Here is an 11,845-nt window from a genome sequence, read left to right as displayed (position 1 = left end):
TTATGGACAGGGACCTTTGTACATAGCTTTATGTTCAAGTGAAAGCACAGGATCTAGTTCTTCTTCATGAACAGTAACATTCCCAAACATTCGCGAGATCCCATCTCCAGTCAAAATTGGGTGCGTAACCATGTCGCTTAAAGTAACATCGTTAAGGTGATCAACACACTTACTTTGATCTGACGACTCACATTGTTCTATCTTCATCAGATATCTCTTAGCAATATCAGAATATAGATCATTTTCAGGAACTTTCCCTAGAGTGAGCTTCGCTGTCTCAATATCCCTAAGTAAAAACTCAGCTATTCCTTTGCCCACATAAGCATAGTAATTTATGGAGTCGCCATTGTTGTCATGATTATTTTTATTAATCTCTATGGCTTCGTTAAACTCCCCTAAAGCTTCTGTATAACGATCTTTGGGGTCTCTTTTGCTCTTTTTATCCAATAAAAGGGCAAATCCGAGATCCCTTCGTGCTTCATCAAGGTCTGATTCCCCTGATACTTTAATGATCTTCCCATTTTTAAGTTGAACTTCACCACCATAAATGGCTGCTTTGTACCAGGTGATTGCCTCGGAATAATCTCCACGTGCATACGCATACATTGCATAAACAGAACCACGATTGTATACGACTTGATTAGATGGTTCCTCTGCTAGTGCCTTCTCAAAATCATCTCCCGACAGTTCATACTTTCCTTTCCAAAAATTGGCCATACCTCTACTGACTAAAGCAAGATACGTCACTGGATTAGAAATGTCATAGTCATCTTTTTTAAGGATATATTTGTTATAAATGTCAATAGCCCTGTCGTGACCGCCATTTCGATGCTCTTTATTGGTAAAGTAATGGCCTTTTTCTATAACCATTTCGTGTTCAATATCATTTTTTTGCGGATTTTCGTCAAATAAACGAAGAGTGTCGGCATATCGCTCAGAGGGATTTTGGCACTCTCCTTTTTTGAAAATAGAATAATTAAGGTCTTTAAGCCATCCTATATAGTAAGAAATTGCTCCATCTTGTTTCGCATACTTTTGTGCTTCCTCAAACTTTTGTATTGCCTCATCAAGTCCATATCTTCCCTTGTCACTTAGGATTTTCCTCCCTTGTTTTTTCAAATTCTCTGCTATCTCAATGTTCGATTTTGGTGATATCTCAATGTTCGACCCTGATGGATTTCTATGGGTACTATCAAACAATAAATAAATTAACAAAGCAAAAGCATATAGAAATAGCCAAATAGCCATTCTTCTTATGTTAATTATAGTAGATTGATTGAGACCAAACCACTGGTTAATTACCCTAATCTGAGCAGTGGTGATAAACAAAATAGCAAGAATTATTAGTAGGGTGATAACATAAAGAGGCGGGATTTTAGTCCAGAACCAAATTACTAAGCCTAGTGCAGCTTGGCGAAAGTAATCCACCAGATTTTTACAGAAACTTTCGTGACTAGCCACGACAATGTGTTTCAATGAAACTAACGGAAGAATCTCGAAGTTGATGTCCATGATAAAAGCATTGCCAATTAACCTCTCCAACCTACAGAAAACAGTACTCCAACAAATAGTGAGAGGGACAACAAAACCCTATCGCCTTGTTAGACGAGCCAAGCTAATCTTAGCCGCAGCATCAGGAGAGAGCAATAGTTCGATTAGTCGAAGATTAGAATTAGACCGAGTACAAGTGCGTCAGTGGCGATCGCGATGGTTTGAGGAGAGAGAAAAACTGAGTGCCGCCGAAGAACAACAGGTAACGGAGAAAGCATTAATGGTCTTGATCAAAGGAATTTTAAGCGATCGCCCAAGACCTGGAACAACAAAATCCTTTACGGTCGAACAAGTAGTCCAGATTGTAGCGATCGCTTGTGAAGAATGTGAAAAATCAGACAGACCAGTGAGCCATTGGACACCTTCAGAGTTGGCGGATGAAGCCATAAAAAGAGGAATTGTCGAAAAGATTTCCCCCCGTAGTGTGGGGCGTTTTTTAAAAAGAAGCGACATTACAACCACATCTCGTTCGTTACTGGTTAAATGCCAAAATTGATGATCCCTTAAAATTTAAAAAGCAAGTCAAATATATCTGTGAACTTCATCAAGAAGCTAAAACTTTGTTAGAACAAGGAATTCATTTAATTAGTACAGATGAAATGACAGGGATTCAAGCTCTTGAGAGATTATTTCCGAACAAAAGAATCAAGCCTAAACAAGTAGAAAAAATCGAATTTGAATATGAAAGACACGGAACTTTAAGCTTGATTGCGAACTGGGATGTGGCAAGAGGAAAAGTTGTTAGTCCCTCTATTGGACCGACAAGAACAGAACAAGATTTTTCTGAACATATCCAGAGAACGATTAAGATTGATGAAAAAGCAGAATGGATTTTTATTGTAGATCAACTCAATACTCATAAATCGGAAAGCTTAGTCAAATTAGTAGCAGAAAGCTGTGAAATTACTATTGATTTGGGGAGAAAAGGAAAGGAGGGGATTTTGCAATCTATGGACAGCAGAGCAGATTTTTTATCAGATGAATCTCATCGAATTCGCTTTGTTTATATTCCCAAACATACATCGTGGCTTAATCAAATTGAGTGTTGGTTTTCGATCTTAGTCAGGCGTTTACTCAAAAGAATTACTGTCCGTTCAACTGAAGAACTATCCCAAAAAATTCTCAATTTTATTGATTACTTTAATCAACATTTTGCTAAGCCGTTCGTTTGGAAATTTAAGGGCTTTAAAGATCATAAGTGACTGGTGGATTATTTTTGCTAAGCTGCACTAGGCCATACATATGTTTAGTAGGTGTGGCAATAGGAAGACGACAAAGGGCGCATTCTTGTACCTCATAGTCACCTTCTAAAAAGTCTTGAAACTGATGATTATCCCCATTCAGAGATAATTGTGAGTAATCCTTTCTTTTTTCTATTTGTCGCCACAAATTAAGAAAATCTTGATGATAACCCTGGTATTGATAAACTAAGCCATTAAAGGGTAAAATTTCCGCCCCGGGACTACTAAGAGAAATTCCCCGACTGAGAAAATAGGCCACATAACTTTTTAAAAGCTCCGTCGGATTGATATTATCTAACCCAGATTCCGCACTTCAAAATGTAGTATAAAAAAATACATAGTTTTAAAAAGTCCGAAAATCATACCTGGGCAAGAATATTTCTCTTTTCATTAAATTTTTAGGAAAAATAATCAAATTAAGAAGATTTATACTCATTGAAAACTTAGCAAGACTCAGCACAAACAAAGGAGAGTTTCCTCTTCTCATTTGATATCATTAGACTCTTATTCTTTTATTATTTTTGCTTTATCCAATTCAATTTATAGATAATATCTTTGACAAGATGCAGGTAATAAACTCAATATAAAACGCCTTTCTTCTGTTAAATTGACAATTTGTTTAACTCCGTTTAAAATCACATAATGAATACCTTGAAAACATTGAAATATCCACCTTAAAGTCGAACGCAATGTTACTTTCCCTACTTGATTATTTATTCCTTTTTTGACTCTTTTTAAACAATTTATTAATTCTCTTTGCCCCAAGTTATAAATCAACAAACACAAAGACATTAAAAATAACATTGTTTCTATTCTTTCTGGTTTTTCAACGAAGAAACTATCAGTAAAAAATAAGGGATCTTTCAAAAATCGAAATCCTCTTTCCGTAGATTGCTGGTTTTTATAAGTTATCAGAATTTCACTAGCTTCTAATTTATTTTCCTCTACTAAGTTAGTTGCTAAAATAAATTTTCCTGCTTCTTTAGTCTTTCTACTTATCTCTTCATTTTTTTTGATGATCAGACTAATCATTTTATAAATCTTTTCCTTTTTTTTCGAGTAAGTTTCAATCAGTTCAACTTCTTTTATTTCCAACAATCTCAATTTTTTATTAATAGCTTTTAATTTATATCGAGCAGCTTGAGGATGTTCAAATTCTTCAGATTGTATTTCTTTAAGAAATTTTTGGGATTTCTTCTCTTCTTGGGAAAGTTGTTTTTCTAGTTTTTCCAAATCACTTTTCTGTCTTTTTTCACTCAAGACTATTAACCAAGTTTGCTTGATTCCACCATAAGTAACAATTTCTTCTTTCCAGGTATAACTTTCTAAATTTAGGTCACTTCTTTTTTCTTTACCTTCATCTTTTACTTCTTCCACCTCTATATTTTGCACTAATTCTTTTGCTTTTTTTATGGTCATTGGAACTCTCGTTATCCATTTTAAATGTTGGATTAGTTGGAGATTTTCTTGACCATATAAAGCACTATCACAAACCATGATACTATCAAACTTTATTTGCTTTTTGAATTCTACTAAAACTTTTCCAAATACAGCTTTATCAGATTCATTTCCATCTCCTACTCTCACAAATAATGGAATATCTCCATCTTGGCTTGTTATTAAATCCAAGACACATTGTTTTAAGTCTGGTCTATGATCCCGAGAATATCCTTTCTTAATAAAAATTGGTCTTTCTTTAATAATTTTTTCTTCTTCCTGTTTCTCTTTATCTTCTTCCCTTTTATATTCTCCATCTAAATGAAATGATGTGGAATCTAAATGGGAGTATTTAAGGTCTATTTTAAATTTTTTAATTACTTCTAAAACTACTTCAATAAAAATATCATTTAGTCCATATTTATATAATTCATCCATTACTCTCCCAATTTTATCATCATTAAGGTAATCAGGTTTAATTCTTTCTCCTAACAATTTCTCAATGGCTTTATCTTGAAAAAACTGACTGAATAAATATAGAGGTCTTGAAACAAATCCTAGTCCATTGATTAAAATAGACTTAACTACTGTACCTGCTGAGATTTTTTCTCTAACATCTATTCCTAATTTATTATTAATTATTTTGACTATTCCTATTTCATCAATTAAACCAGCTACTATCCCTAAATGGTCTAAATTTTTAACTTGTATTTCTTCTAAATAAGACATTTTTCGCTCTTTTTTTACAGAGGAAACAACTTAAGCAATTATCCCACTTTTTTGTCTTCAAGAGCTTAAGCAATTATACTTAATTATTAACCCCAGGCTTGTAGTATTTAATGCTACTTTTTGAAGTGCGGAATCTGGGGAACAAGATTTTTCTGAACATATCCAGAGAACGATTAAGATTGATGAAAAAGCAGAATGGATTTTTATTGTAGATAAACTCAACACTCATAAATCGGAAAGCTTAGTCAAATTAGTAGCAGAAAGCTGTGGAATTACTATTGATTTGGGGAGAAAAGGAAAGGAGGGGATTTTGCAATCTATGGACAGCAGAGCAGATTTTTTTCAGATGAATCTCATCGAATTCGCTTTGTTTATATTCCCAAACATACATCGTGGCTTAATCAAATTGAGTGTTGGTTTTCGATCTTAGTCCGGCGTTTACTCAAAAGAATTACTGTCCGTTCAACTGAAGAACTATCCCAAAAAATTCTCAATTTTATTGATTACTTTAATCAACATTTTGCTAAGCCGTTCGTTTGGAAATTTAAGGGCTTTAAAGATCATAAGTGACTGGTGGATTATTTTTTCTAAGCTGCACTAGGAGTTACGCATTGACAAATTAACTTAAATATGAGTAGCTTTAAAGAGAGACAACGATCGCTAATTATTAGAGTCACTAAAATTGACGTAATAATAACAATAACTAATCTATAAATTAGGCTGATAATTTCAAATTTATTTGCTCTAAAATAAAATTCCGATTAACGTCAATAGACAATTCTCTTTGGAGTTGATACCAATTATCAATTAACTCATTAGCTCTCATTAATTCAAGTTTAATAAAAGCCCGTAAAGAACTAAAGAAATGGGTCAATATAGCTTCTGATTTTCTGACTATAAATTTATTGATACCACATAATTGTTTGAGCGCACGATGGTAACATTCAATAATCCAATGAGTTGTTTTCAACAAAGTAAATAGAGTTTTATCTGTTCCTCTTAAGTCTTTATTTTCTTTGTCAAATAAAATATAAAAACGAAGCATTCCGTTTTTGAAATGTTTCTTAAATACTTTAACTTCGCCAAACTCTTTTAAGTAAACAATTGTCCCATTTTCCTCTATTTCTAAGCTTTCAACGGATTGATATTGTCCTTTAACGATTGATACTTGTCGATTTTTAGCTATTCCTATCATGAAACCTAATTCTTGTTTTTTTAAAAATTTAAGGTTCTCTTTAGATGAATACCAACTATCACCAGTTACATAAATTGGCCTCAGTCCCCAAGCTAAAACTTCCGATAGCATCATCCGAAAATAATCATTTTTAGACAGATTATCTTCTTTATCATAAAGTCGATAATTTAGAGGGACTGAAATTCCATTAGGGTCAGTATATAATAAAGTAACTAAATTAATTCCTTTGATAGTTTTATGTTTATTTCCTGACCAGAAATAACCAATAAATTTACTTAATTTAGGATTACTATAAAGTTTTTCAATGACTGTATCATCAATACTTAAGGTTCCCCCACTCAGTTCAATGTGCTGTTTAAATTCATTGAATAAATCAACAGGTTTATAGCTTTCTCTTAATAAAAAACGGTTAACACTATCATGAGATAAATCCTCAAATATCTCGGATAAACGATTACAACCCGAATATTTGGATTCAGCAATTAAATAGTAAGTATAGAGTTCTAAATGACATTTAGCCGTTGATTTCTTCGTTATAGTTCGGATATCTACCTCCAGTTCTTATAATCCTCTCTATTTTATCAGTTTTAGGAGTTTCGCATTGACAAAAGAGCGTAAATATGCAGATGATGTTTTCAGGTGATCGCTAATGAAGGAGAAAAATCATAAGACTTCGGAGTAAACCATCAACAGCCCAATGTAATCTAGATCAATATACATACTTCTTGCTCTCAGAGCCAAAATACACAGGTTGCTGCCGTTTAGCTGAGATTTTAGAAATTTCTCGTCATAGCACCAATAGATTCTTACTAAGAGAGCAATATGAACCAATAGATTTATTTAGAGAAGTTCAAGGAAACCTTAATTTGATTGGAGGAGTGTTAAGTGGGGATGATACCGTTATTGAAAAACACTACTCTCAAGTAGGAAAAGCTCATTTAATCAACTATTATTGGTCAGGAAAACATCAAAAAGCCATCAAAGGAATTAACTTAATTACTTTGTATTATACTGACTATGATGGAAAATCAATGCCTATTAATTATCGCCTTTATGATCCTCTAGATAATAAAACAAAAAATGATTACTTAAGAGAGATGATAGTAGAAGTAATCAAGTGGGGGGTAAAACCTTCTACTATAACGACAGACTGTTGGTATTCTTCTAAAGAGAATTTAAGATTTTTTAGAGAAAAAGAACTGAATTTTCAAGTAGGAATAGCCAAAAATAGACAAGTAAAAGTAGAAGGAGGTAAATATCAAAGAGTAGAGGAGTTGGAAATTCCTAATAATGGATTGATAGTAATTATCAAAGAATTCGGAAAAGTAAAAATATTTAAGAGGACTTTTAAACACGGAAGTTGTCGTTATTATGCTACTTTTCTATATGATGAATCTAAACTTATGGATTGGAAGCGCGATGATTTTAGAGAGTTACAAACTATTCATTGGGGAATAGAATGCTATCATAGAGCTTTAAAACAATTGTGTGGATTATCTAAGTTTCAAGTAAGAACGACAAAAGCTATTGTTACTCATATTTTCTGTTCTTTAAGAGCATTTTGTCAATTGGAACTGATGAGAATTAAAGCAACTATAGAGTCTTGGTATTCTCTCCAAAGAGAGCTTTCTTTAAAAGTGGCACGGGAGTTTATTTTAGAACAATTATCTCCCACTAATTCTTTGACAGCATAATTTTTATTTTCTGTCAATGCGAAACTTCTAAGTTTTTTGCTTTTTGTTAACAGCGATCGCTTTCTCTGTTTGGACTATGCACATTGTAAACCATCTGTCAATGCGTAACTCCTATAGACTACCGAAATAGTCCCCGTCAGACCGCCATTACTGTGCCGTATTATTTAATCTTTACATTTATTTAGATAAAAAAAACACGAAAAGTTATATAACTAGAGCTAAATAAACTATAAAAACAAGAGGAGACTTAATCAATGGTTTTTGGACCTGCCTCTCCATTAGGAGTCAGTTTGTTTGAAGAGACACCCCCATTGGAACTGATACCAGGGCGTTCAGAAGAAGAAGTAGAGACTGTTATCCGCGCTGTCTACCGTCAAATTTTAGGCAATGCCTATGTGATGGAGAGCGAACGAGCTAGTATTCCTGAATCCCAATTTAAACGGGGAGAATTGAGTGTCCGCGAGTTTGTACGTGCTTTAGCTAAATCTGATCTCTACCGCACTCGCTTTTTTGAAACTTGCCCTCGCTATCGGTTCATTGAACTTAATTTTAAGCATTTTCTTGGTCGCACCCCCGATGGTTTGGAAGAGATGAGAGCCCACAGCACCATCTTAGACACCCAAGGATTTGAAGCAGAAATCGATTCTTACCTCGACAGCGATGAATATCAGAACGCCTATGGGGAATTTTTTGTCCCTTATTACCGAGGCTATAAAACCCAACCTGGACGGAATATGGTGGGCTTCACCCATATGTTTGCTATGTTACGGGGAGCCTCTAGTAGCGACCTGAAAGGAAGTATTTCAGGGAAAGAACCGGTTCTCAACAAATATGTGATTCAAGAAACCCCTCTAGCAGTGATTCCTCCTTCTGGTGGCGTTGCTGGAGAAGGTTGGTCATTCCAAGATACCCCCGTTGGTTCTCGTACCCGTCACGGTGTGGGAGCTAGTGATGAAGGAAAAGTTTACCGCATCGAGGTGACTGGCTATCGCTCTCCCGGTAAAGTTAATCGTGTTTCCAAATTCCGTCGGAGTAACAAAGTTTATTTAGTGCCTTTTAATAAACTCTCTCAAGAATACCAGCGCATCCACAAACAAGGGGGTGTGATTTCTAGTATTACTGCGGTTTAATCTGGTTAAAGACTAGAGAACACCACAGTTCAGTCTAGATAAATCGAACATGATTCGATTAAAGAATTGAGTTGTTATTGGAAGCCCCAACTTGCTTCCAGCAGGTTGGGGTACTTCACTAGACTCACTTATCAATTATTGAACCGGCCTTGAATTTTCAACCCAATAAGAAACTAGGAGAACTCCCATGAGTGTAATTTTAGAGACCCCCTTAGAACTTTCTCCCTCTTTAAGTCTTGATGAGGTAGCCATTGTAATTCGGGGAGTGTACAAGCAAGTATTAGGCAATCCTCACATTATGGAGAGCGAACGCCAACTCAGTGCCGAATCGCGGCTATGTAATGGGGAGTTAATCGTCCGAGAATTTGTGCGGGAGGTAGCCAAATCTGAATTTTACCGCCGTCGCTATTTTGAGTCCTGCGCCCCCTATCGCTTTGTTGAGGTAAACTTCAAGCACTTATTGGGACGCGCTCCCCAAGACCAAGCGGAACTGTCGAGCCATATTCGCCTTTGTATTGAGTCTGGGTATGAGGCGGAAATCGATTCTTACCTTGATAGCGATGAGTATCAGCAGAAATTCGGCGATAATATCGTCCCTTACTATCAAGGGGCGCAAAGCCAAGTTGGTTCCAAGCAAGTGGGTTATAACCGCACTTTATCCCTCTATCAAGGCTATGCTGGCGTTGATAGTGCCTTTAAAGGCTCTCGTTTGGTCGATGAAGTGGCCAGTAATCAAGGAGGAAAAATTGTTCTACCGAGTAAGGGAGGACGTTTAGGAATCTCCAAAGATGCTACAGTCAAGACCTTTAAAATATTGGTTAAAGGGGCTAAGTTTGATGCTCCTCGTCGCATTAGTACCACCGAGTATATCGTTCCTGGAGACCGTATGAGTCCACAAATTCAACGGATTCATCGGGCAGGTGGCAAGATTGTCAGCATTACTGAAGTTGCTTAATCTATATGGTGTCATCTTTCCTCGGATCTTAAAAAGTTTTGGTAGCGAATTTTTAATTCGCTCTCTTTATTGAACAAACTTTTTTGCGCAGTCCCCATCTATAAGTCACAAACTCGCCGTTAACTGCTTAGGGCAGTATAACGGGGGCTTGATTTAACTTAAATGTCGTGCATAAGTCCCCACCTAAAAATGCTATCAGGGATACCGACATTTTAGGTGGGGATGAATTTCCACCAAGATATTGCCGTTATCTGATTTATAACACCGAGGATTTCAAACAAGAGAGTCCCCAAACCCTAAATATCTAACACATATTCATCTCCTTGACGGATACAATTATGCTTACTAAAAACAAGGATTCGCTCTTCTCAGTTTATTTGTTGAACGACCTGCCCCTCGCTGTTAAGCTCCGCTATAAAGGGAGTACCCTGGAGGTATAAAGATGGATATTACTAAATTTGTTGAACTGTCCCTAGGAAGTTGGCGTTCTCAACGCAGCGCCCACCATCTAGCTTTCAGGCACTTTGAAGAAGTAACTTCAAACATTGATATTATTGCCCTCAAAGAGTCAGACAAGGAAGTTATTGATCTGTGTCAATTGTACAAGATTGACCCGGCTTTAGCTGCTCATCCTTTTCGCATGAGTTGGGAAGGAGAAACAGATTGGGATGAAAAAGAGGAACCCTTTGAGGGGACTACTATTTTAGTTCCTATACCAGATCCAGACAATCCCAAAGTTGGACGATTGTTGCGAGATATGGGTTATGCAGAAACCATTCCTTCTGTTGGTCAGTATCAAATTACTGAAGATGGCACATTTGTGTTAACAACAGCATATGATCGTGCTATGGCTGAAGAAAAAATTTGGTTTATCAATCCCAATTTTCGCCTACGAGTATCTTTGATTAAAACAAGTCAAGGGTCAGGGGTTGTTACTGCTTCTTTTTCCTCAGAAACTCGCGTTCTTGACCCCAAATCATGATTTATTGACTATATTTCTAAGATAGGAAAAATGCTTAAAGAACAATTGAGTCTAAAGTTAGCGCACTGGCTTGCAGGGGATTTTAGTAACCAAAAACAAGCCGCTTCTAGTCCCAAAGATTACCCTCATATTCGGGTATTTTTTCGTCCTTTATCTTGGGATTTTTTTGAGGGGATTGGCTTTTATTCTGAGCAAGCTTACGACTATGATCTTTGGAGTCCCTATCGTCAAGGAGTCCATCGATTTGTCCAAAAAGAGGGACAGGTAATAGTTGAGAATTATGGACTCAAAGAGCCTATACTCTATGCAGGAGCAGGAAGAGAACGAGACATTCTCAAAACCATTACCCCTGATTGTATTGAACGAGGATTAGATATTAATACTCATGAACAGGTGTGGGGGACAACAACCGATCGGTTGAGATTTGAAAAACGCCAGAGTTTCGCCCAAGAACTTCCCGATGTTTCAACTTCTGCATAAAAGGTCACTCTTATAATTGTTAATTGTTAATTGTCGAATCTGTTCCTATTCCTTATGCTTCCTCCAGTTGCTCGGAAAAAAATGCAAGCTTGGATTCGCAGTCGTCACTTAATCTGTGAGGGGAATTTTTTTATTTTTGAAACCCTAGATTATTCCGCCATTGAACGATTTGAAAAATGCGTAATCAGTTTGGGCGGAACTTTAATTTCTGTTGATCCCAAAAAGCGGGTTTGGCTAGGAAATCACCGACAAATTCTTCTTTATCAAGTCAAGGCAAGTTTGCATACCCCTCATCATGAATTGAAACAATACTGGTTTAAAAACGGTAGTTTTCATACCCGATTTTCCGAAAATCCCTAGAATTATCAATGGCTCTTTATGGATTCCAGGGATCTGTTGTTGAAGAAGAAGTCAAGCCAGTATAATCTTTATATAAAAGCACATTCAAGGA

12 protein-coding genes and 1 pseudogene are annotated in these 11,845 nt (G+C 36.0%); 9 read left to right on the top strand and 4 right to left on the bottom strand.

What is annotated here, in order from left to right; all coding sequences use genetic code 11:
• Positions 1–1,461: a tetratricopeptide repeat protein gene (locus CWATDRAFT_RS06290; protein WP_198138950.1), complete on the bottom strand. Its 1,461-nt coding sequence runs from the start codon at positions 1,459–1,461 to the stop codon at positions 1–3.
• A 4-nt stretch (positions 1,462–1,465) separates the two neighbouring features.
• On the opposite strand from CWATDRAFT_RS06290, the gene CWATDRAFT_RS06285 reads away from it, so the two are divergent.
• Entirely contained in the window at positions 1,466–2,047 is a 582-nt protein-coding gene (locus tag CWATDRAFT_RS06285; RefSeq protein ID WP_007304217.1) for a helix-turn-helix domain-containing protein, read from the top strand.
• A gap of 64 nt (positions 2,048–2,111) precedes the next feature.
• Positions 2,112–2,753 carry a transposase gene (locus tag CWATDRAFT_RS06280; RefSeq protein WP_007303384.1) on the top strand — a complete coding sequence of 214 codons (642 nt, stop codon included), beginning with the start codon at positions 2,112–2,114 and terminating at the stop codon, positions 2,751–2,753.
• Here CWATDRAFT_RS06280 and CWATDRAFT_RS06275 read toward each other — a convergent pair.
• Together CWATDRAFT_RS06275 and CWATDRAFT_RS06270 are read right to left on the bottom strand one after the other, a co-directional pair.
• Positions 2,737–3,051, bottom strand: a complete 315-nt coding sequence (locus CWATDRAFT_RS06275; RefSeq protein ID WP_007304216.1) for a hypothetical protein — start codon at positions 3,049–3,051, stop codon at positions 2,737–2,739. The two genes, CWATDRAFT_RS06280 and CWATDRAFT_RS06275, sit on opposite strands and share 17 nt — an antisense overlap.
• Positions 3,052–3,332: 281 nt before the next feature.
• On the bottom strand, positions 3,333–4,958 hold the full coding sequence (locus CWATDRAFT_RS06270) for an IS1634-like element ISCwa1 family transposase (protein ID WP_007304215.1): 1,626 nt from the start codon (positions 4,956–4,958) through the stop codon (positions 3,333–3,335).
• Between the two features lie 139 nt (positions 4,959–5,097).
• On the opposite strand from CWATDRAFT_RS06270, the pseudogene CWATDRAFT_RS33045 reads away from it, so the two are divergent.
• A pseudogene (locus CWATDRAFT_RS33045) lies at positions 5,098–5,528 on the top strand (transposase); the annotation flags it as partial.
• A gap of 145 nt (positions 5,529–5,673) precedes the next feature.
• On the opposite strand, the gene CWATDRAFT_RS33040 reads toward CWATDRAFT_RS33045, so the two are convergent.
• On the bottom strand, positions 5,674–6,699 hold the full coding sequence (locus CWATDRAFT_RS33040) for an IS701 family transposase (RefSeq protein WP_071892171.1): 1,026 nt from the start codon (positions 6,697–6,699) through the stop codon (positions 5,674–5,676).
• A 119-nt stretch (positions 6,700–6,818) separates the two neighbouring features.
• Here CWATDRAFT_RS33040 and CWATDRAFT_RS06260 point away from each other — a divergent pair, with 119 nt between their 5' ends.
• From CWATDRAFT_RS06260 to CWATDRAFT_RS06235, 6 genes are all read left to right on the top strand, one after another.
• Positions 6,819–7,847: an IS701 family transposase gene (locus CWATDRAFT_RS06260; RefSeq protein ID WP_071892168.1), complete on the top strand. Its 1,029-nt coding sequence runs from the start codon at positions 6,819–6,821 to the stop codon at positions 7,845–7,847.
• Between the two features lie 254 nt (positions 7,848–8,101).
• A complete protein-coding gene (locus CWATDRAFT_RS06255; RefSeq protein WP_007304212.1) occupies positions 8,102–8,977 on the top strand; it encodes a phycobilisome linker polypeptide in 876 nt (291 codons plus the stop codon).
• Between the two features lie 187 nt (positions 8,978–9,164).
• Entirely contained in the window at positions 9,165–9,932 is a 768-nt protein-coding gene (locus CWATDRAFT_RS06250) for a phycobilisome rod-core linker polypeptide (RefSeq protein WP_007304211.1), read from the top strand.
• Between the two features lie 442 nt (positions 9,933–10,374).
• Positions 10,375–10,914 carry a phycobiliprotein lyase gene (locus tag CWATDRAFT_RS06245; RefSeq protein WP_007304210.1) on the top strand — a complete coding sequence of 180 codons (540 nt, stop codon included), beginning with the start codon at positions 10,375–10,377 and terminating at the stop codon, positions 10,912–10,914.
• A 30-nt stretch (positions 10,915–10,944) separates the two neighbouring features.
• Complete coding sequence (locus CWATDRAFT_RS06240) at positions 10,945–11,394, top strand: chromophore lyase CpcT/CpeT (protein ID WP_007304209.1); 450 nt, start codon at positions 10,945–10,947, stop codon at positions 11,392–11,394.
• Positions 11,395–11,448: 54 nt separating this feature from the next.
• Positions 11,449–11,754, top strand: coding sequence for a hypothetical protein (locus CWATDRAFT_RS06235; protein WP_007304208.1), 306 nt, complete (start codon positions 11,449–11,451; stop codon positions 11,752–11,754).
• Positions 11,755–11,845: the final 91 nt, after the last annotated feature.

The organism is Crocosphaera watsonii WH 8501, assembly GCF_000167195.1.
GTDB classification, from domain to species: domain Bacteria; phylum Cyanobacteriota; class Cyanobacteriia; order Cyanobacteriales; family Microcystaceae; genus Crocosphaera; species Crocosphaera watsonii.
The sequence above is the reverse complement of the archived record's forward strand: the minus strand, read 5'-3'. Positions and strand labels throughout refer to the sequence as shown.

Excerpts from the sequence above, each read along its gene's own strand:
- CWATDRAFT_RS06245 (WP_007304210.1), top strand. The coding sequence starts at position 10,375 with ATGGATATTACTAAATTTGTTGAACTGTCCCTAGGAAGTTGGCGTTCT.
- CWATDRAFT_RS06250 (WP_007304211.1), top strand. The coding sequence starts at position 9,165 with ATGAGTGTAATTTTAGAGACCCCCTTAGAACTTTCTCCCTCTTTAAGT.
- CWATDRAFT_RS06270 (WP_007304215.1), bottom strand. The coding sequence starts at position 4,958 with ATGTCTTATTTAGAAGAAATACAAGTTAAAAATTTAGACCATTTAGGG.
- CWATDRAFT_RS06235 (WP_007304208.1), top strand. The coding sequence starts at position 11,449 with ATGCTTCCTCCAGTTGCTCGGAAAAAAATGCAAGCTTGGATTCGCAGT.
- CWATDRAFT_RS06285 (WP_007304217.1), top strand. The coding sequence starts at position 1,466 with ATGTGTTTCAATGAAACTAACGGAAGAATCTCGAAGTTGATGTCCATG.
- CWATDRAFT_RS06255 (WP_007304212.1), top strand. The coding sequence starts at position 8,102 with ATGGTTTTTGGACCTGCCTCTCCATTAGGAGTCAGTTTGTTTGAAGAG.
- CWATDRAFT_RS06240 (WP_007304209.1), top strand. The coding sequence starts at position 10,945 with ATGCTTAAAGAACAATTGAGTCTAAAGTTAGCGCACTGGCTTGCAGGG.